This is a genomic window from Pseudobacillus wudalianchiensis, from assembly GCF_001685015.1.
In the GTDB taxonomy this organism is placed as follows: domain Bacteria; phylum Bacillota; class Bacilli; order Bacillales; family Domibacillaceae; genus Pseudobacillus; species Pseudobacillus wudalianchiensis.
In genome coordinates this window covers 158,947-178,084 of sequence record NZ_MAYT01000032.1, presented here as the reverse complement: position 1 = coordinate 178,084, position 19,138 = coordinate 158,947, and the positions used below count along the sequence as shown (strand labels likewise).

At 42.8% G+C, this 19,138-nt stretch carries 19 protein-coding genes; 10 read left to right on the top strand and 9 right to left on the bottom strand.

Annotation, left to right across the window (positions count from 1 at the left end):
* The first annotated feature begins 149 nt into the window (after positions 1-149).
* A complete protein-coding gene (gene cls / locus A8F95_RS21285) occupies positions 150-1,604 on the top strand; it encodes a cardiolipin synthase (protein WP_065412381.1) in 1,455 nt (484 codons plus the stop codon).
* Between the two features lie 472 nt (positions 1,605-2,076).
* On the opposite strand, the gene A8F95_RS21275 is transcribed toward cls, so the two are convergent.
* Positions 2,077-3,162, bottom strand: a complete 1,086-nt coding sequence (locus A8F95_RS21275) for an NAD(P)H-dependent flavin oxidoreductase (RefSeq protein WP_065412379.1) — start codon at positions 3,160-3,162, stop codon at positions 2,077-2,079.
* 80 nt (positions 3,163-3,242) lie between these two features.
* On the opposite strand from A8F95_RS21275, the gene A8F95_RS21270 reads away from it, so the two are divergent.
* Together A8F95_RS21270 and A8F95_RS21265 are read left to right on the top strand one after the other, a co-directional pair.
* Positions 3,243-3,425 carry an SE1832 family protein gene (locus A8F95_RS21270; RefSeq protein ID WP_065412378.1) on the top strand — a complete coding sequence of 61 codons (183 nt, stop codon included), beginning with the start codon at positions 3,243-3,245 and terminating at the stop codon, positions 3,423-3,425.
* Between the two features lie 218 nt (positions 3,426-3,643).
* A complete protein-coding gene (locus tag A8F95_RS21265; RefSeq protein WP_065412411.1) occupies positions 3,644-5,026 on the top strand; it encodes an FAD-binding oxidoreductase in 1,383 nt (460 codons plus the stop codon).
* A 37-nt stretch (positions 5,027-5,063) separates the two neighbouring features.
* Here the strand turns inward: A8F95_RS21265 and A8F95_RS21260 are convergent, their stop codons facing one another.
* Positions 5,064-6,266, bottom strand: coding sequence for a CdaR family transcriptional regulator (locus A8F95_RS21260; protein WP_065412377.1), 1,203 nt, complete (start codon positions 6,264-6,266; stop codon positions 5,064-5,066).
* Positions 6,267-6,438: 172 nt separating this feature from the next.
* Here A8F95_RS21260 and A8F95_RS21255 point away from each other — a divergent pair, with 172 nt between their 5' ends.
* Genes A8F95_RS21255 through A8F95_RS21245 form a run of 3 tightly spaced genes read left to right on the top strand, consistent with a single transcriptional unit; the run spans position 6,439 to position 10,114 of the window.
* A complete protein-coding gene (locus A8F95_RS21255; protein WP_065412376.1) occupies positions 6,439-7,599 on the top strand; it encodes an NAD(P)/FAD-dependent oxidoreductase in 1,161 nt (386 codons plus the stop codon).
* 29 nt (positions 7,600-7,628) lie between these two features.
* Positions 7,629-8,594 carry an ornithine cyclodeaminase family protein gene (locus A8F95_RS21250; RefSeq protein ID WP_065412375.1) on the top strand — a complete coding sequence of 322 codons (966 nt, stop codon included), beginning with the start codon at positions 7,629-7,631 and terminating at the stop codon, positions 8,592-8,594.
* A 35-nt stretch (positions 8,595-8,629) separates the two neighbouring features.
* Positions 8,630-10,114, top strand: coding sequence for a sodium/proline symporter (locus tag A8F95_RS21245; protein WP_065412374.1), 1,485 nt, complete (start codon positions 8,630-8,632; stop codon positions 10,112-10,114).
* A gap of 69 nt (positions 10,115-10,183) precedes the next feature.
* Here A8F95_RS21245 and A8F95_RS21240 read toward each other — a convergent pair whose 3' ends face one another.
* Together A8F95_RS21240 and A8F95_RS21235 are read right to left on the bottom strand one after the other, a co-directional pair.
* On the bottom strand, positions 10,184-11,065 hold the full coding sequence (locus tag A8F95_RS21240; RefSeq protein WP_065412373.1) for a YegS/Rv2252/BmrU family lipid kinase: 882 nt from the start codon (positions 11,063-11,065) through the stop codon (positions 10,184-10,186).
* Complete coding sequence (locus tag A8F95_RS21235) at positions 11,040-11,330, bottom strand: hypothetical protein (protein ID WP_065412372.1); 291 nt, start codon at positions 11,328-11,330, stop codon at positions 11,040-11,042. Before A8F95_RS21235 ends, A8F95_RS21240 begins: the two co-directional genes overlap by 26 nt.
* A gap of 232 nt (positions 11,331-11,562) precedes the next feature.
* Here A8F95_RS21235 and A8F95_RS21230 point away from each other — a divergent pair, with 232 nt between their 5' ends.
* The 3 genes from A8F95_RS21230 to A8F95_RS21220 all read left to right on the top strand — a co-directional run bounded on the left by A8F95_RS21230 (position 11,563) and on the right by A8F95_RS21220 (position 13,697).
* Complete coding sequence (locus tag A8F95_RS21230; RefSeq protein ID WP_065412371.1) at positions 11,563-12,108, top strand: MerR family transcriptional regulator; 546 nt, start codon at positions 11,563-11,565, stop codon at positions 12,106-12,108.
* A gap of 254 nt (positions 12,109-12,362) precedes the next feature.
* Entirely contained in the window at positions 12,363-13,157 is a 795-nt protein-coding gene (locus A8F95_RS21225; RefSeq protein WP_065412370.1) for an HAD family hydrolase, read from the top strand.
* A gap of 84 nt (positions 13,158-13,241) precedes the next feature.
* The gene (locus A8F95_RS21220; protein WP_065412369.1) at positions 13,242-13,697 is read left to right on the top strand and encodes a hypothetical protein; all 456 of its coding nucleotides are present in this window, start codon (positions 13,242-13,244) and stop codon (positions 13,695-13,697) included.
* Between the two features lie 154 nt (positions 13,698-13,851).
* Here A8F95_RS21220 and A8F95_RS21215 read toward each other — a convergent pair whose 3' ends face one another.
* From A8F95_RS21215 to A8F95_RS21195, 5 genes are all read right to left on the bottom strand, one after another.
* Positions 13,852-14,607 (bottom strand): STAS domain-containing protein, encoded by a 756-nt coding sequence (locus tag A8F95_RS21215; protein WP_065412368.1) that lies wholly within the window; start codon positions 14,605-14,607, stop codon positions 13,852-13,854.
* Positions 14,594-15,244, bottom strand: coding sequence for a cobalamin B12-binding domain-containing protein (locus A8F95_RS21210; protein WP_065412367.1), 651 nt, complete (start codon positions 15,242-15,244; stop codon positions 14,594-14,596). Before A8F95_RS21210 ends, A8F95_RS21215 begins: the two co-directional genes overlap by 14 nt.
* Before the next feature lie 35 nt (positions 15,245-15,279).
* Positions 15,280-15,627 carry a hypothetical protein gene (locus tag A8F95_RS21205; RefSeq protein ID WP_065412366.1) on the bottom strand — a complete coding sequence of 116 codons (348 nt, stop codon included), beginning with the start codon at positions 15,625-15,627 and terminating at the stop codon, positions 15,280-15,282.
* Positions 15,624-15,929 carry an antibiotic biosynthesis monooxygenase family protein gene (locus A8F95_RS21200; protein WP_065412410.1) on the bottom strand — a complete coding sequence of 102 codons (306 nt, stop codon included), beginning with the start codon at positions 15,927-15,929 and terminating at the stop codon, positions 15,624-15,626. Before A8F95_RS21200 ends, A8F95_RS21205 begins: the two co-directional genes overlap by 4 nt.
* Before the next feature lie 119 nt (positions 15,930-16,048).
* Positions 16,049-17,719 (bottom strand): thiamine pyrophosphate-dependent enzyme, encoded by a 1,671-nt coding sequence (locus A8F95_RS21195; RefSeq protein WP_065412365.1) that lies wholly within the window; start codon positions 17,717-17,719, stop codon positions 16,049-16,051.
* Between the two features lie 120 nt (positions 17,720-17,839).
* Here A8F95_RS21195 and A8F95_RS21190 point away from each other — a divergent pair, with 120 nt between their 5' ends.
* On the top strand, positions 17,840-19,051 hold the full coding sequence (locus tag A8F95_RS21190; protein ID WP_065412364.1) for a CdaR family transcriptional regulator: 1,212 nt from the start codon (positions 17,840-17,842) through the stop codon (positions 19,049-19,051).
* Positions 19,052-19,138: the final 87 nt, after the last annotated feature.

Below are 19,138 nucleotides of genomic sequence, written 5' to 3'. Positions count from 1 at the left end.
TAGCCTATATCATCTATTCCTATGTGTCAAGTAGGTTTTTAATACTCTTCGTTAGTTTTAGTTCCTAGAAATAATATGCTTTCCTTGTTAACATAGATTTAAGCAACTGTTTATTCCTTTTCATTCTATTGATAAAGCTGGTGGTAATCATGGAACTACACATGTGGAGCTGGGTCGCTTATGCTCTTTTGCTTTTGAACTTTTCTTTTTCTATCATCGTCATCTTTATGGAAAGACGTGATGCTGCCGCGACCTGGGCTTGGCTGATGGTCTTATTTTTCATCCCTATCCTCGGTTTCATTCTCTATTTAATTTTTGGTCAAAATTTAAGCAGACGGCATTTATTCGACTGGGAAGATAAAGTAAAAATTGGCATTGAATCAGCAATCCAAAATCAAATGCACGACATTAAAAATCAATTGTTCCACTTTCGCAATCCTCACACGGAAGAAAACGAAGACTTAGTCTATATGCTGCTGCGTAATAATGATGCTGTCCTAACAGAGGATAATCATGTAGACATTTTCATCGACGGCAAGGATAAGTTCAATTCTCTGCTTCACGATATTAAGCAGGCAAAGCGGCATATTCATTTGCAATATTATATTTTCCGAGTGGATCATCTCGGTTCCGAAATTGTCCGGCTGTTAACAGAAAAAGCGAAGCAAGGTGTAGAAGTAAGAGTTTTATATGACGAAATGGGCTCACGTGGTGTACACAAAAAACACTTCAAAGAATTAATCGAAGCTGGCGGCATCGTCGAAGTCTTCTTTCCTTCTAAAATCCCTTTTATTAATCTGCGCCTCAATTACCGTAATCATCGCAAGCTTGTTATTATTGATGGTGAAATCGGCTATGTCGGCGGGTTCAATATCGGCGACGAGTATCTCGGGCTTAACCCAAAGTTCGGCTACTGGAGAGATACTCATTTACGGATCGAAGGAACAGCTGTTCATTCCATTCAAACCCGGTTTATTTTGGATTGGAACCAAGCATCACAGCGTCATGATTTTCATTATTCTGATACTTATTTTCCACATAACCCCTCTCATAATGATGTATCGATGCAAATTGTAACGAGCGGACCGGATTCAGAGTGGGAACAAATTAAAAATGGGTACATTAAAATGATTTCATCGGCAAGAGAGTCTGTTTATATTCAAACACCTTACTTCATTCCTGATGCCAGCCTTCTAGATGCTCTTCGTATTGCTGCGCTTTCGGGAGTGGATGTACGAATTATGATTCCTAATAAACCGGATCATCCGTTTGTTTACTGGGCTACCTATTCCTACATCGGCGAGCTGATTAAAGCCGGTGCGAGAACCTATATTTACGATGCTGGCTTTATTCACGCTAAGACTATTGTTGTGGACAAAAAACTAAGCTCTGTCGGCACCGCTAATATTGACGTGCGCAGCTTCCGCCTGAATTTTGAAGTGAATGCTTTTATTTACCACCATGAAACAGGTCAGAAACTAGCAAAGATATTTGAAAAAGATATGGAATTGTGCTTTGAGCTAACGCCTGAATTATATAAAAACCGCACAACCTTCATTAAATTTAAAGAATCTATCTCAAGATTGCTGTCCCCTATCTTATAAGGCAAAATCAAAGGGCTCTTTCCCCTTCGGTTTTGTCTTTCTTTTTGTAAAAAAGGGAGATGTTTTCCATATCAAAAATAAGTCAAGTCCCAAATCAAAAAAAATGTGACAAATTCGTTAAAAAAGTTTTGAAATTTTGTGAAAATGGTTATATAATAAACCTACAAACTTTTAACGGGGTGATATTTATGAATCCAGCAATCACAAAAAAATTAAATAAGCAAGCATTAATCTTTGCCGCTGTTCATTCCCTATTCTTCTTAAATCTAGCCTTCGACTTTGTACAATTTTATTAATTCATATACTTAAAAGACTCGTCTGGGGCGCAGACAAAAATAATTTGTATGTCACCAGGCCTGTTGAAAACGCTTACTTTCAAAGTGTGAAATTTGACTTGAGCAGCGGAGGAGGCGAGCGTTTATCCATAATGAAAAAAGATCAGCCGTTGACTGGCTGATCTTTTTTCATTTTATCACGGTTTCATTAAGCGGCTTCTCTTTATATTCTGTAATGTCTGGTTAGCTGCCAGCAAAGCGGCGTCCGTTTCCTCCTTCAGCCTTTCAACCAATCCCTGAACAGTTTGTCGTTTACTGAGCCTTGTTCCTTGACCTGACCAAAGGGACATATATTCTTTATTGTTTTGTTTTCCCGCCTGCTTTCTGATCCCCTGTGTTAACGTATTTTGCAGCGGATAAGGTAAAAACTGTTCCTCGTGTTCCTTCATTTCTTTAATAAACCTGTTGGAGATGCCACGGGCTGTCTTCCCTGAAAAGGCTCTTGTAAATACGGCATCCGTTTCATCTGCGGACAAAATCGCTTCTTTGTGAAGCGGATGAGCAGCGCTTTCCTCTGTTACTAAAAATGCTGTACCAAGCTGTGCAGCCGAAGCTCCAAGGCAGAGAGCAGCTGCTACACCTCTTCCATTCATGATTCCTCCTGCTGCCACAACAGGAATTTGCACCTCTTGCACGACCTGAGGAACCAAAGCCATCAATCCAATCATGCTTTCTGGCTGCTGAAAGGCGCCCCGGTGTCCGCCTGCTTCACTTCCTTGTACGACAATGGCATCTACCCCTGCTTGTTCATAAGCAACAGCTTCGGCTACTGTTGTAGCTGTTCCAACGGTGACGATTCCGCGCTCTTTTAATTGCTCCAATGCTTTCTGTGGAGGCAATCCAAAGGTAAAGGAACACACTTTTACTTTTTCTTGCAGCACAACAGCAAGCTGCTCGTCAAAAGTTGAAGGTCCAAAAGTTACGTCACTGGCCTTTTCTTTTATACCGAGCTTCTCTCTGTACGGAGAAAGCAGCTGGTGAGTGGTTTCCACTCTTTCCTGGCTTGCTTCTGAGCGTTCCGGAACAAACAAGTTGATGCCAAAAGCTGCATTTGTCAGCTGTTTCACACGCTGGATAAATGCCTCTGTTTGTTCTCCTGATAAATAACCGGCGCCAATATTGCCAAGCACACCAGCATTTGAAGCGGCCGCTGTTAACTCAGGCGTCGACACTCCGGCCATCGGTGCCTGCCACACGGGCAGCTTTATATTTAATCCAAGCATAGTCACCCTCCGTTTTTTTAAAGTTGCTATTGGCTCTTTCTCTCCCTTAATATATAAGAAAATGATAAAGGGGAAAAGTCATGACGAAATCTGAAATCGAATCTAGAATCGCTGAATTAAAAATGGACTATATCCGTGTCCAAGGAGATATTGAAAAGCTTGAATCTACAGGGCATGGCGTCACAAAAGCTGAAGAACAGCTAGTACGCATGGAAAAAGAGCTGCAGGAGCTCAATGAAAAGCTTGCTGCCCTTTCTGAATAAATTCGATTTGTCTATCGTTTATCCTTTCATAAATCGTCCGTTAAATCGGGCGATTTTTTTGTAAACCGCCATCTCTAAAACTTTGAGTATATGAACAGAAGCAACACAGCCACCATTTGGGAATTATAGACAGTATTCAGTATACAGTCATTATTTCATATGCTATCATTCCAATAAATGAATATTTTAAAAATTCTTTATACGAAAGCGGTGGAAAAATGAGCCTTGTTGAAAAGCTAACCAGTTTAATTGGTCAAGGAAAAGTAACAGTAAACGAAACGATATTAGAGCACCACAGTAAGGACGAGTCACATTTTGAGCCTGTTCTGCCTGATGTTGTCGTTTTTCCAGCCTCTTCAGAAGACGTGCAAAAGGTGGTTCTATTTGCCAAAGAGCATAAAATTCCAGTCGTCCCATTTGGCATCGGTTCCGGCCTTGAAGGTCATGCTATTCCTGTGCATCGCGGAATCTCTATCGATTTTAGTCAAATGAACCAAATTATTGAACTGCGGCCGGAGGATTTGATTGTAAAGGTGCAGCCCGGTGTTACAAGAATGCAATTAAATCAGGAACTGAACAAGCATGGGCTCTTTTTTCCGGTTGATCCTGGAGCCGATGCCACAATCGGAGGCATGACAGCTACGAATGCAAGCGGTACTCAAGCAGTACGGTATGGCGTAATGAAAGATCAAATTCTTGATCTAGAAGTCGTCCTCGCCGATGGCAGGCTTATTCACACCGGCTCACTTGCCAAAAAATCTTCCTCTGGCTATCATTTAAATAGCTTATTTGCTGGTTCGGAGGGTACACTTGGACTATTTACTGAAATCACTTTGAAGCTGCATGGCATCCCTGAATCTATCATGGCTGCTAGAGCTTGCTTTCCTACTGTAAAGCACTGTGTAGAAGCCGCTGTTTCTATTTTAACAGCCGGTATTCCAATCGCCCGTATGGAGCTTGTTGATGATCGCTCTATCGCTCAGGTAAATGCTTTTAGCGGAACCAGCTTTCCTGAAGAGCCGTCTTTATTTCTTGAGTTTCATGGCAATGATGCCGGAAATGAAGCAGACGCCCAATTCGTTCAAGAATTATTGGCAGAACAGGAGTGCCGATCCTTTACATTCGAGAAGGATAGCTTGAAAAGAGCCCAGCTTTGGAAAGCCCGTCACGACTTATCCTACGCTTTCCGCCATAGCAATCCAAAATTGCATACTATCAACACGGACGTATGTGTGCCCATATCCAAGCTCGCCGAAATGGTCGACTATGCACGGACACGGATTAAAGCACACGGATTAGATGGCGCTGTTCTCGGACACATTGGGGATGGAAACTTTCATACTCTTACTTTATTTGATCCGCAGGACCCGGAACAACTTCATAAGATAGAATCGTTGAATGAAGAAATTGTAACGTTTGCCTTAACACTTGGAGGGACCTGTACAGGCGAGCACGGCGTCGGCCTTGGTAAAATGAAATACCAGCAAAAAGAGCACGGAGAAGCACTAGCTGTAATGGCCAGCATCAAGAGTCTGCTTGACCCTGACAATATTTTAAACCCCGGAAAGCTCCTCCCTGCCCAAACAGAAATGGCACTGTAGCCTTACAAACTGTTTCGCCTGCCGCGGAACAGTTTTTTCATGTCACTTGCATGGGTTGTTTCATAGCCTTGTTTTGTTTGAGAGCCATGTATAAAAGCATGCTTTGTTCAAAAGATTGGGTATCGATAGAGAGAATTTCGTTTAATTGGTTCAGGCGGTATAAGAGAGTATTGCGATGAACAAATAACTTTCTGGCTGCTCTGCTAACATTCAAGCCTTGTTCACAGTAGACAAGAAAACTTTCAACAAGTACTGGTGCATTCGAATGAGACAGGAGCTTTTCAACATAATCAGCAAGTGTTTCAGCAAAGGCCGGTTTGATTTCCTGGATGAGTGCATTTAATAAAATAGTCCAATCGTCAAAAGCGTAAACTCCGGATGCACTTTTTTTATTTTGCTTGCCCGTTGATAATGTTTGTAACGCTTGCTGATACGATCGACTAACCCCTGCAAAGCCTTCATAGCTTTTTCCGTAAGCGATCGAGACATAACTAGGAGCATTCTGGTTTTGAAGAAACTTCTTCAGAGCTCGCAGCGCTTGTTCACATTGACGTCTAGCTTTCGACAGATCATAGTGATCGATATACTTTAGCACAATCCACTGCCCTGGGTTAATCGGACTAATAATATCCTGAGCGTGATCCTCGAGATAGTTGCTAATAATCTGAAACAAATCATATTGTGAAATCCTTACTGCTTTTTTCTCTCTTTTTGCTGTTTGCAGTGCTTCTATATCAATCAAAATGCACATGCGGGGCCGGTCAAAATGAAAGCCTGACATCTCACAATAATTTTGAAGTGTTCCTTCATTGTCCCATTCCTTAAAGTGAATGAGATGCTGGATAAACAGCTCTGTTGTTTTCATTTGAAGGTAGAACGTTTCTGTCCGAAAAGACTCTTGGAGCAGCATCTCTACATGAGTCCTGACAAACTCTACATACTTCCCCACTTCATCAGGTTCCCCAATGATTCCTAGTACGCCAATAATTTGCTGCTGAAAGCGTATGGGTGTAGCCACACCAGGCAATACATTTTCCCTGCCTGCTACATTTTCTTTCGTAAAAATAACAGATCGCCCAGCTTTGGTTACTTCTTCTGTCACAACATGATAAGAACCTAACCTGTCCACATTGTTACAGCCAATGATCGTCCCTTTTGCATCCGTAATACTCATCGAAACATCTAAGGCAGCTGATGCTTTTTCTACAATTGATTGGGCAATTTGTTCAAAAAATTTCATTGCTTCACCTCGGTCGTCACTTCACTTCAACATATTATTCTCAATATTCAGACTAATTCACCTAGTTATTTTACCATATTTTTGTATAATTTGCACATTGTATGAAAGCGCTTACTGAATATAATGAGAAATAATTCAAAAAGTGCTGGTTTGGCACAAAGGAGGTTCTTATATGAATCAAGCAGATATTATTATTGTAGGCGGCGGAGTGATGGGTTCGAGTACCGCTTACTCTTTGCGTAACATTGGTTTTGAAGGCGACATCAAAGTGTTTGAAAAAGACCCTATTTATGAGTTTTCCTCTACCCCCCGCAGTGCAGGCGGTATCCGGCAGCTATTTACGACAGCCATTAACATCAAATTAAGCCGTTTTAGCCTGCAGAAGTACCAGACTTTTCCGAAAGACATGGCGATAGATGGCGAACCAGCAAAAATTGATTTCCAGCAAAGAGGCTACTTATTTCTAGCCAAAAAAGAAATGCTTCCAGCCATTGAAAGTCAAAGACGGCTTCAAAACGAGCTTGGTGTACCTTCTCAATTGCTTTCTGCCAGCGAACTTCATTCGATTATACCGGAATTGCAAATAAAGGATCTGGCAGGCGGGCTTTATTGCGCTGAAGATGGTTATCTGGATGCTTACTCCGTCATGCAGACCTATAAGAAAAATGCGCAAAAGCTTGGTGTTGATTATGTTTCCAAAGAAGTGGATACCTTTTTAACAGAAAACGGCCGAATCGCAGGGGTTCGCTTACTCGATGGAGAAGAATGCAAAGCACCGATCGTCATTAATTGTGCCGGAGCCTGGGGAGCGATACTGAGTGAGAAAATCGGACTTTCCTTGCCAGTCATCCCTTTAAAAAGACAGATATTCCAATTTGATCCGGCCGTTCCACTAAAAAAACCCCTGCCGTTGACGATTGATCCAACCGGCGTATACTTCCGCCATGAAGGAGACCGTGTCATTACAGGCTATTCGGAAGATGTAAAACCAGGAATTGACTTTTCCTGGAAACGATCTTATTTTGAAGAACTTTGGCCTGTTCTTGCCCACCGTGTTCCAAACTTCGAAAGCGTCAAACTCGAAACCGGCTGGGCAGGCTTATATGACTTTAACACTGAGGATCAAAATGCCATTATCGGGGAGCATCCTGATATGAAAGGTTATTATGTAGCTCTTGGATTTAGCGGGCATGGTATGCAGCAGGCCCCCGGCGTTGGACTCGGATTGGCAGAACTTATTTACAAAGGGGCATATGAAACGCTTGATTTAGCTCCGCTTCGTGTAGAAAGATTTGCGGAAAATGATTTAGTGTTAGAGCACGCTATTGTGTAATTGACCATCTGGATAAAGGAGTGAATCTCTTGCTACTACTAAACGAAAAACACATGCAGCAAGCTGCCAGCATGGCAGACATCATGGAGGCAGTGAAAACAGCTTATGAGATTTATGACAAGGAGCAGTTTCAAATGGATGCCAGAACACACCTGTCTCATAACGAAAATACACTTTTGCTCATGCCTTGCTATGCCAATCAATCATTCGGCACTAAAATCGTCAGTGTATTTCCGCATAATCGCTCCTCCCCTGTTACACAAGGAATGATGATCCTAACTGACGGGAATAACGGTACAACAAAAGCTTTACTAAACGGCACCTATTTAACTGGTCTCCGCACAGGAGCCCTAGGAGGGTTGGCTGCCCGTTATTTAGCCCCAGACGATGCCCGCTCTATCGGATTAATCGGTACCGGTGTACAAGGCTTTTACCAGTTAGCAGCCATATGCCTGGAATACCCTATTCAAGACATCTATTTGTTTAATCGGACACCCGAAAAGGCCATAGCCTTTTCGGAAAAGATAAAATCTCACATTTCACCCCATGTCAACATTCATATTAAACATCAACCTCATGAAATCATTAGCCGGGCTGACGTGATCGTCACTGCTACTACCGCTCATACACCCGTTCTGCCAAATGATCCAGATTTATATAATGGCAAGCTAGTGATCGGTGTTGGTTCGTTTCAGTCAAACATGCGTGAGCTTCCTGAAGAACTTTTCAAAAAAGCGGATCATCTTTTTATTGATACGCTTGATGCTATCCAAGAGTCGGGAGACGTAATTGATCCATTGAAAAGCCGCTGGCTAACAGAGTCACAAGTGATTCCATTCTCGAGTGTCGTCACAGGCAAAGTAACTCCTCCATTAAGCACCGAGAAACCAATCATCTTTAAATCAACTGGCATGGCTTTGTTTGATGTAATTGCCGCTTCCGTCATCTATGAAAAAGCTGTCGAGCAAGGAATCGGTCTAAAAGTAGAGCTATAAAAAACCATTAAAAACTCTGAAAGGACTGAAGAGATATGCATACGATCATAATGGTTGAATTCATTCTTTATTGCTTGCTTATGCTTGGTGCCGGCTACTTATTTAGCCGCAAGGAAATGGACCATGCTTCCTTTCTTCTTGGCGGCAAAAAGCTGCCAGGCTGGGCGCTCGCTTTCTCAGAAAGAGCGACTGGAGAGTCAGCCTGGCTCCTCCTCGGCTATACCGGCTTTGTATTTGCTACTGGCCTTTCCGGTATATGGGTAGCTGTCGGAATCTCCTTAGGAATCGTGTTCTCCTGGCTATTTCTAGCCGAACGATTTATGAAGGAAGCGGAAGAACATCAGGTCATGACCTTGCCCGGTTATTTAGCCAAACGTTTCGGAAGCCACGGAAAAATCATTCTCTGGATGTCTACCATTTTGATCGTCAGCTTTATGATGTTTTATTTCGGTGCACAAATTGCCGGTGCCGGTAAAACTCTATTTACTGTTTTTCATATCAATCCTACTGTAGGTGCTCTTCTTAGTCTGGCGATCGTTATTCTCCTCTCTTATCTCGGTGGATTCACAGCCGTTGTATGGACGGATATGATTCAAAGCCTTATGATGCTTGTCACTCTCGTTGTGCTGCCAATCGTCGCCCTTTTCCATATTCACGCAAACGATTTGTCTATCAGTGCAGCCTTAACCGCTGCCGGACCAACGATGGACTCGTGGACAGGCGGAGCCATCGGATTTGCTCTCGGTCTTCTGCTCTTTAATAATTTCGCCTGGTTCTTTGGTTTTCTCGGCGGCCAGCCCCAGCTTAGCGCCCGCTTTATGGCTTTGAAAAATAAAAAAGAAGCTAAGACAGCCAGCCGAGTTGCTATCATTTGGACCATTCTTGCGTATAGCGGTGCTTTTATGATCGGCTTGACCGCTCTCACTTTATATCAAGGACAGAATTTTGCCGATGTAGAAACGATTTTACCCTTTATGGTGTTAGACCTATTCCCACCATGGATAGCTGGCATTTTACTCTCAGGAATCCTAGCAGCGATTATCTCCACCGCTGACTCTCAGCTCCTTGTTATTACAAGTTCCGTCAGTGAAGATATCGTAAACAACGCACTTGGCAAGAAAATGACAGAGAAGCAGCTCGTCATGGTGTCAAGACTAGCGATTATCGGAGCCGGGCTACTTGGACTGCTCATTGCGTTAACATCTAAATCTCTTGTCTATCTCGTTGTCAGCTGGGCATGGGCAGGAGTCGGCTGTACGCTATCGCCCGCTATTATTCTCACTTTCTTCTGGAAGCGTTATTCCGGAATCGGCGTTATCGCCACGATCCTTGCTGGATTTATCAGCACGATTGTTTGGATTTCGACGCCGCTCGAAGCGATCATTTCTTCCCGCTTTACGACCTTCTTTATCGCCGCTTTCTTTGGAGTTATTTTCAGCTTGCTTTTCCCTGCCAAGGAAAGTACCGCTGATGTAAAAAAATTAAAAGAAGACGACGTGTCAACCAAGAGCATTAGCTAATCATGGATAAAAAAACGGATTGAAAGTCGATCGTCCTAGACTTTCAATCCGTTTTTTCTTTACATCCCATTAAGGGACCCATACAGCAATATGTTTTCGCAGCACTTGGAGAGTAAGCGGCACTTCCCCTCCAATGTCACCGTCTATATTAGCTTTTAAAGGCTCTTTGGAGGATATTGTTACCGGATTGGCACGAAAATAAAGGACATCCGGATCTTCTTTTAAATCGCCTTTTATTAGATTAGCAGCAATCCGCACAAGCCGCGGCAAAGAAGTGTCTTTTATAATGAAACAGTGGAGCTTCCCATCATCTACTTCTGCGTTAGGCGCCATACGTTCAAAACCGCCGACAGAGTTCGTTAAAGCAGCAAGAAACAACAAGGCTCTCCCTGTCCACTCTCGTTCCGCACCCCTGACTGTTAGATCGATCGGATGTTTATGGACAAGTGTTTTAGCTCCTTCTAAAAAATAAGCAAACGAGCCAAGAGCTGTTTTTTGTTTAGCTGATACTTCTGCTGTCGATTCAGCCATATCTCCGAGTGCTGTGATATTTAAAAAGTAACGATCATTGACCTTGCCGATATCTGCTTTTTGAAGCCTTCCCTGTCCAATAATCGTAATGGCTTCTTCGGGCTCGAGCGGGACATTCAAGGCTCTGGCAAAATCATTCACTGTGCCAAGCGGGACAATGCCGAGTGATGGCCTTTGCTCTTTTTCTGCCAGGCCGTTAACCACTTCATTAACAGTCCCATCTCCCCCTATGGAAATAACCGTTTCATATCCACGGGCACAAGCTGCTGCTGCCCATGCTGCTGCGTCTCCTTCTTTAGCCGTTAACTTCGCTTCAGTTTGATAGCCGCTGTACGTAAGCTGCTGCTCGACCCTTTTCACATATATTTCTGCCTCTTCCTTGCCTGAAGAGGGATTAGCGATAATCATTGCTTTTTTCACTCGGCTTTTCCTCCATTCGCTCCGTCTTCCTTATCTGCGACTTTCGCTGGTGATAAAAGAACGCAGTTCCCATCTCCTCATTTAACAACTGTTCCATTTGTTCTAAATCCGCTCTCGTTACGACCGGATCTTTCTCTGACCAGTTAACGATGTAAACAAAATAAAACTGATTAATTGTACGAAAAATAACGTTAGAATGAGGAAATTTATCAAAAATAGCTTTAATGTTGTACCGCCGGGAATACGTCCATTTCTTCAGCCTCATAAGCAGTCCACCCACTATTAGATTAATACCCTTTATATATACCCTTTTCCTTACTTTTTCAACAGAGAAGATCAGCAAATTCTTTTAAGCTCTTCTCGACAAAACTACTGATCAATCAACAAAACTAGTGAAAGGAATTCAGAAGTCTATATGGAAAGAGTTAATAACAGTCTATTGTCCCGGAAACAGCCGCTTGAGGAAGGTCACACCACTATTTAACGGAGGGATGGAAATGGAACAGGCTTATTTCAGCTCAGAAGTAGCCAAAAGCCTTGGGGTCGGCGCGAGTACGCTGCGAAAATATTCATCAGCATTAGAAGCTGCCGGTTATCGCTTCGACAGAGGGTTAAATAACTCCCGCGTCTTTTATCAAAAGGATATTATTGCCGTCCAGCGTCTGCTGAAACTTATACAAGAACAAAATATGACACTTGAAGCAGCGATTGAGCTGGCAATGAAAATGGAACCTGAAAAGAAGGAAGAACCGGTGAAACCCATACAGGCACCAGTTGAAAACCATGAATTATATGAACGGATCGCCCGCCTCGAGCAACAGCAGGAGACGTTAATTGCAGTAAATAAGGAGCTCGTCAAAGAACTTGCCCAGCACCAGAGATGGATGCAGGAAAAATTAGAGCATCAAGAAATAGCCATTCGTGATCGCCTGCTGCTAAACAGCCTGCAGCCTCCAGCAATCAAAAGAGAACCGCCTAAATATCGAATTCCCTCTTTGTTTTCATTTTTTAGAGGGAAAAAGAATGAAGCCACTTTTAATTAGGTGGCTTTAGGCCGTTGGCAAACGTTCACTTTCTTCATTGCTCGCCTGCCTGCGGTGCTCATGACCCTGATGATCACTCCGCTTCGCGCCTCAAAAGGCAAATGCTTTCAATCAGCCTAATCGTATATAGAGTAGAATTTCTCTATAATCTTCAGCCGCCTTTCCATTAGGCGTCTTTAATTTTGTTTTGCAGGAGTTTTGACATTTGTGTAGAATTAGGTTCAACATTATGTTTGAAAGGGAGCCTTTATAGAATGAAAAAAGCAGTCTTTTTTGATTTAGATGACACACTTTTAAATGATCGCAAAAGCATTCAGACCGCCTTTGATGTAACGTGCGGTGACTTGGAACAGAAATACGGAGTGAATAAGGATACGATTGAATCTTCTGTTAGACAAGCGGCAAGAGATCAATATCAAACATATTCTTTTTACCCAGTCACGCTTCACCTTGGCATTAATCCGTTTGAGGGGCTTTGGGGAGATTTCGGGGACGTACATCACTGGCAGCTGCGCCAGATGGGAAAAGATATTAGCGATTATCAATTAAACACATGGAAAAATGGCTTAGAGTCCGTCGGCATTCAGGGAGCAGAAGAATGGGCAAGAGAGCGGTTCCGGGAAGTGCGCCGCTATTCCCCCTTCTTATATGATGATACAATCGAAGTCCTTGATAAACTGAAAGAAAATGATTTCCGTCTTTTGCTTTTAACGAATGGCGCTCCATCGCTCCAATTGGAAAAGTTAACGATGACCCCAGAACTTGTGCCTTATTTTGAGCATATCGTTATTTCTGGAAACTTTGGATTCGGAAAACCCGATCCTTCTATTTTTGTCCATGCGCTTAAGCTAATGGATGTGTCACCTGAAGACGCGATCATGATCGGTGATAACTTAGGAACAGATATTCTTGGCGCCACTCGCGTTGGCATGGATTCAATCCTCATTGACCATGGCGATGATAGAAAAGTAGAAGGCGCCAAGCCGACTTATACAGTCCGTACACTTAGTGAAGTGGCCGACACTCTCCAAAAATTAGCAAGTGTCTAATAGGTTTTCTTCTTCTCAAAAAGGGAATAGTATAGCAGATCCCTTTTATACATATCAGGGGGAGAAGGAAAAGGAGAGAGAAACATGACCAGCCATTTAAAACAAAATGCGCAGGAAAACCAAATGCCTCAGGCTTCTAAATTAGAGATAAAAGTATTCGATGAACAAGGAAACTTTCCATTTAAAGAAAAAGATTTGTCATCTAAACGTGTATATGAAATTCATGATGAAACATTGCGAACACCGCTTGAGAAAGCAGAAGTATTTGAACAGCTGCTCAAGGTGCCTAATCAATGTGAACTTTGGATTGTACCAGTTACAACCGAAACTTCCGCTTTAACGAAGTCTCTTAAAGAAGAAAGAACGAGTGCTTTGTTCGATTTACTCGCTTCCATTAAAGATAAAATGCAATTCGACCAAACATTTCTGATCGTCGATGACTCGGTTGCTCCAACGATATGTGACCAGTTAAAAGAACTCGGCTATACCTTTACAGAAAAGACAGAGGAAGAATTGCAGCAAGTACAAGTAGAATTTTAAGAAGGCTATTCTCAATAACCTAGGCTAGTTAAAAACATTTGTCTTTCGAGGCGCGATACCCGACGAGGGGCGGAGTGACCACCACGGTCATGAGCAACGAAGGAAGCAAGCGTTTGCTAACAGCCTAAAGTGCCGGGCTTTTGCCCGGCACTTTCTATTTCTCTTGTAATATATACGCTAAAGAAGGCGCAAACGAAAAAGGCCAATCACGTTGAAAGGAGTTCATTATTTGAGAGTGCTGCGGCTTCATGCCTACTACCTCAACTTGGGCTCCGTTCATATATTTAAGCATCTTAAACAGCTCAAGCAGCTTGTTTACCCCTTCTTTTTCTATTTTTCCAACAGCCGTAAAATCTACGGCAATGCGGCTATATTCGCCTTCATAAGCCGACCGCAATGCCTGGCCCATGATCGCTTCAATTTTATCCTTTGTAATATCACCGAAGAGGGGAATAAAAGCCAATCCTGCAGACAAGGTAATAAAGGGACCAGAAAGCTCTCGTAAACGGACTAACGTTTTTTCTAGTTCATCTTTTTTCTCAAGTAATTCAAAGTTCGTTGAAGACAGCCGCTCTTGCAGAGCTAAAAGGCGATCCTCCAGCTGTCCATTCCTCTGTTCTTTTGAAAGCAGCACGATATGCCCTGTAGCTTGTTCATCCCATGACAAATGAAGATCAAATAGCTGTATGGGATTTATTTTTGTTTTTAAATTGGCTTCGACTGTAAGAGACTCGTCCTGCTCAAACATAAACTTTCTTACCTTCTCCTTGCTCGCCTCATCCACTAAAGCTAAAACATTGCCTTCCTGCATGCTAAAAAGCTCAGCGGCTGTTTCTGAATAAGCTAAAATGCTGCCTGTTTTGTCGATTTGAATATAAGGGACTGGGAATGGCTGATTACAAGGCAGCATTAGACTCCCCCTCTACCTTCACATTCTCCAGCCACAGATGAGCAGCATGCAAATCATCAAAAATGATCGTACTTTCTGAACAATATGGCTTTAAATCGTACATTCCTGCCAGCCTTCCACCAAGCATAATTGACGGGCGGGCAGATAAATTAGCAAATTGCTGAACATACTCTCGCAAAAGCGGAAGATGATAGACAATGGCAATCGATAAGCCAACGACGTGCGGCTGCCATTTCTCAGCCGCTTTCAAAGCTGAATCCAACGGCAAGTCAGGCCCAAAAAAACGCACGCTCCAGCCTGACTCAACAAACAAGCTGCTGACCATTTTCAATCCAAGATAATGACGCTCCCCTTCCGGACACAAAAACATCGCTTTCTTAGCCGCTGAAGACCGTTCTTCTTGCCAAGGGAATAATCTCGATAAGACAAAATCACAGGTGCCGGTAGCCAAATGTTCATCAGCAACGGTAATTTCATTGTTCTCCCACAACTTCCCTATATACTTCATAGCCGGCGTGAAAAACTGGTCAAATATCTCTAACGTAGTCATCTGTTGCTTATATTTAATAAAGTCTATGGATGCCAGTGCATTGCCTTCTAGTAAATAATCGGCAAACTCTCGTACTTCCTCGTTCATTCCCCACCTACCTCTCTAGCAGTTAACAACCTAATTCATTGCTGCAACGCTAACACAGCTTCATCTAAATAAAGAAGACCTCTTCCGTTTTCTTCTCCTCCATTTTCCATTAACAGCTGCTGAATAATCGTAAAATTATCAATCAAATGCTGGCTATTCATGCCATGCTTCGTTAAGATGCCGTTCAGCCAAATGGCATAATCAATAAAGAATTGTTTGTTGTCTAACAGCAAAGCTGTTTCCAATTGTTTAATATGATGCTCGTTATCTTCTAAACATTTCGCCTTCCCCTTCTCTCCAAAACGAGAAAGAAGAGCAGGTTCACGCTTATAAATTTCAGCCGTTGCTTTTTCAGCTAATGACACTTTCCAATCCTGCTTCATGTTGCCACCACTTGAAACTGGCGAACTGTTGGAATAACGGCTGATAATTCTTTATCCGGATAATTTTTTTCTAGCTCATGAATTTTTTTAAATTCTTCACTTCGGACCCATGCTAAATAAGAGGATTTTGATTCAAAAGCCAATTGAACCGTTAACTCACCAGGCTTTTTATCATTTTGCAATAACAAAAAATGTTGAAACCCCTCTGCTTTATCTACTAAACGTGAACGATTTTGATAAATTGAAATCACTTCTTCTGCCTGGTTATCCCTCACAGAGAATGTGGAGTGAACTACATACACAGCAAATCCCCCTTTTTCCATATATACTACTCTATCATTACCACTTCCTGTTAATCTATCATCTTGTTCTAGAAAGCAAAAAAAGCGGTACTTGTCTCCAGTACCGCCTACCCATGTTATTAATTTATCCTTTCTGCATTTGAATGAATCACTTTTGATTGGCTGGCGGACAAAATGGCTGGATTCGTCAACACTTCGATCACCGCTGGACGCCCGCTCGCTTTTGCCTTTTCTAAAGCTGGCAAAAAATCTTCATTCTTCGTTACTTGCTCTCCATAGCAGCCGAATAATTTGGCTAGTTCGGCGAAATTGGCATTGGACAGTTCTGTTGCCACGACTCGGCCCGGAAAATGCTTTTCCTGATGGGCCCGGATCGTTCCATACATATTATTGTTCACCACAATGGCTATTACAGGAACATTGAAACGAGCAGCTGTTTCGAGTTCTTGCATCGTCATCATGAAGCCGCCGTCTCCAGAAAAAGAAACGACCATTTTATCAGGCTGGGCTATTTTAGCCCCAATGGCAGCTGGCAACCCGTACCCCATTGCTCCCGATGTCGGGCCGATGTACGTATTTTGATGATCGAAGCGGTAATAACGGGAGAGCCAGCCGAAAAAATTGCCGGCATCACTCGTTAAAATAGCGTCTTGTGGAAATGCTTGCACAATGTCATAAAGCATACCGTCCATATCAACATATTGGTCTGCGTAATCTTTTGGCGCAGAGGAAAAAGAAAGATACGCTGCATGCAAATTCACAACTGCCCGCTCTCTTTCTTCATCTTTTACGGGAACAGCCCCCTCTATTGCCTTTTGTAAAAACTGTTTCACATCTGCCGTTATACCAAGAATAGGAGAATATACTTTACCAATGCTATCTGGTGAAATATCAACCTGAATAAGCTTTGTCTGCTCTCCAAGCAGCGTATAGTCCTGTGTCGTCACTTGCGAAAAGCGGGTGCCTAATGCAATGACGAGATCGGCCTGCTTAATGTAGTCAAGCAGCCCTTTATCTGAACCGAAACCTAACGAGCCAGCATAATGAGAGTGGCTATTCGGAAAAGCATCAAACCTCCGGAAAGCTGTCACAACGGGAACATTCATCGTTTCAGCGAAGCGGACGAGTAAATCAGCTGATTTCGTTCGTGTCACGCCTCCTCCAGCAATGATAATAGGCCGCTCCGCTGTTCGAATTTTTTCAAGTGCTGTGCGGACAGCTGCATCTGACGGCACAGGTACTGATTCCTGCTGCACATGCTGCTCGATATATTCAGCCGTATCCGCGAGCATATCATGAGGAAGCGATACAACGACTGGTCCTGGCCGGCCGGATCTCGCTATATAAAATGCCCGATGAAGCAACTCAGGAATACGTTCAACAGATTCGATTTCTACTGCCCATTTACATAAGTGGCTGAAAAAAGCAGTAAAGTCTACCTCTTGGAAAGCCTCCTTCCCTTTAAACGGCCGCTCTACTTGACCGATTAAAGCAACCAGCGGTGTGGAGTCCTGCATGGCGGTATGCAGGCCAATGGAAAGATTAGCCGCTCCCGGTCCTCGTGTCGCCATGCAAACCCCTGTCCCGCCTGATGCCTTTGCATAAGCTTCTGCCATGAAAGAAGCGCCTCCCTCATGACGGGTGGAAATCAGTTGAATAGAGGGATGCTCATAAAGAGCATCAATCACTCCTAGATAGCTTTCGCCTGGTACACAAAATGCTTTTCTTATTCCCTCCTTCTCCATTACTTTTACGATTGCCTGACCACCGGATAAATTCACCATTTTCATTCCCTGCCTTCTCTTTAAAATTCTAAATAGTTCGTCTATTCACAACAGAAAATATGATATAATCTGGTCAATATTCTATTTTTGATCACCAAGCATTTTTACCAATAAGGGGTGCTGTCAGTGAAAATTTTAGAGCATATCGCTCAAGACATCGCGGAAAAAACAAGTGCTGTTTTAGGTTATCCCATCAGCATCACAGACAATGAAGGGTATATTATCGGGTCCACTGATAAGGAAAGATTAGGACTCTTCCACCGTCCTTCCCTTGATGTTATTAGAAAAAAAGGATTAATTAATTGCCGCAATGAAGGAATTGGACCAATCCTTCCTGGCGTCTCTGTGCCTATTATGATTAACAACAAAGCGGTTGGCGTACTGGGCATTGTCGGAGAACCTGCAGAAGTTGAAAAATACGTTCACCTTGTGAAAAACCAGGTGGAAATGATGTGCCAGGATGCTTTCCATAAAGAAATGAAAGAGCTAGAGTCTAAAATGGTCGAAGTGTTTATTCAGCAAATTATCCATTATGAGACGGATGAGCAAGATGAACGGATGATTCAATATGCCAAAACTCTCGGTTATAATCAAAACCTCTGCCGGACCTGTATTTTAATAGATATTCATCGTCCTATACATACACAAGCGGTCTCCAACGAACTTCAGGATCCTTATTCACTCCCCTACTTTCAACGGGACCTCTTGGATTATCTTTATTTAATTTTTCGTGATTCCGAAGAAGATATTGTTTCCTTTATTAATATTGAGCAGCTGCTCATTGTAAAACCTACTGCTGCCGAACAAAGCTACAAGGCTCTCGTTTCCTCTTTAGAGCAGAAGCTTCTTAAGCTAAATAACTTTTTGGAGACAAAATATCATTTGTCTGCTTCCATCGCCATCGGTGACATTCAAAAGGGGATTAGCGGCATTGCGGACTCTTTTCGGAATGCTGAAAAAGCGATGATTCTCGGGAGAAAAAAGGCTGCCGAATCAGGCATTTTTATTTACAATGAAAAGCAGACAACTTTCCAGCTGTTGCCGAAAGACATTACACCTGACCTCCAAAGAAAACTCCTGAACATGATTCAGCCGCTCACTGAGCTGGATAATTACGATATACTAGCTGCAACTTTTTTAACATACTGCCAATACAATTTAAATTTAAGCGAAGCAGCCCGCAACATGTTTATTCACCGCAATACGATTATTTACCGATTAGAAAAAATCAGCGAAGCAACCGCAATCGATACAGGCAGCTTTCAAGATTGCATGCTGCTTTACATGGCTATTCGCTGTTACGAAGAAGTAAATGAACAGCCCGCTCGCACGACCTAGTCATGTCTTTGTGAAAAAACAAGCAGAAATGCAATCGCGCTTTTATGCGAGGCACTCCTGCTTGTTTTTTGTGTAGTCTAGGAAAAA

Coding starts and splice junctions, on each gene's coding strand:
- A8F95_RS21230 (WP_065412371.1), top strand. CDS start 11,563: ATGGAACAGGCTTATTTCAGCTCAGAAGTAGCCAAAAGCCTTGGGGTC.
- cls (WP_065412381.1), top strand. CDS start 150: ATGGAACTACACATGTGGAGCTGGGTCGCTTATGCTCTTTTGCTTTTG.
- A8F95_RS21260 (WP_065412377.1), bottom strand. CDS start 6,266: ATGAAATTTTTTGAACAAATTGCCCAATCAATTGTAGAAAAAGCATCA.
- A8F95_RS21270 (WP_065412378.1), top strand. CDS start 3,243: ATGACGAAATCTGAAATCGAATCTAGAATCGCTGAATTAAAAATGGAC.
- A8F95_RS21275 (WP_065412379.1), bottom strand. CDS start 3,162: ATGCTTGGATTAAATATAAAGCTGCCCGTGTGGCAGGCACCGATGGCC.
- A8F95_RS21245 (WP_065412374.1), top strand. CDS start 8,630: ATGCATACGATCATAATGGTTGAATTCATTCTTTATTGCTTGCTTATG.
- A8F95_RS21255 (WP_065412376.1), top strand. CDS start 6,439: ATGAATCAAGCAGATATTATTATTGTAGGCGGCGGAGTGATGGGTTCG.
- A8F95_RS21235 (WP_065412372.1), bottom strand. CDS start 11,330: ATGAGGCTGAAGAAATGGACGTATTCCCGGCGGTACAACATTAAAGCT.
- A8F95_RS21195 (WP_065412365.1), bottom strand. CDS start 17,719: ATGAAAATGGTGAATTTATCCGGTGGTCAGGCAATCGTAAAAGTAATG.
- A8F95_RS21205 (WP_065412366.1), bottom strand. CDS start 15,627: ATGAAGCAGGATTGGAAAGTGTCATTAGCTGAAAAAGCAACGGCTGAA.
- A8F95_RS21210 (WP_065412367.1), bottom strand. CDS start 15,244: ATGAACGAGGAAGTACGAGAGTTTGCCGATTATTTACTAGAAGGCAAT.
- A8F95_RS21225 (WP_065412370.1), top strand. CDS start 12,363: ATGAAAAAAGCAGTCTTTTTTGATTTAGATGACACACTTTTAAATGAT.
- A8F95_RS21215 (WP_065412368.1), bottom strand. CDS start 14,607: ATGCTGCCTTGTAATCAGCCATTCCCAGTCCCTTATATTCAAATCGAC.
- A8F95_RS21265 (WP_065412411.1), top strand. CDS start 3,644: ATGAGCCTTGTTGAAAAGCTAACCAGTTTAATTGGTCAAGGAAAAGTA.
- A8F95_RS21220 (WP_065412369.1), top strand. CDS start 13,242: ATGACCAGCCATTTAAAACAAAATGCGCAGGAAAACCAAATGCCTCAG.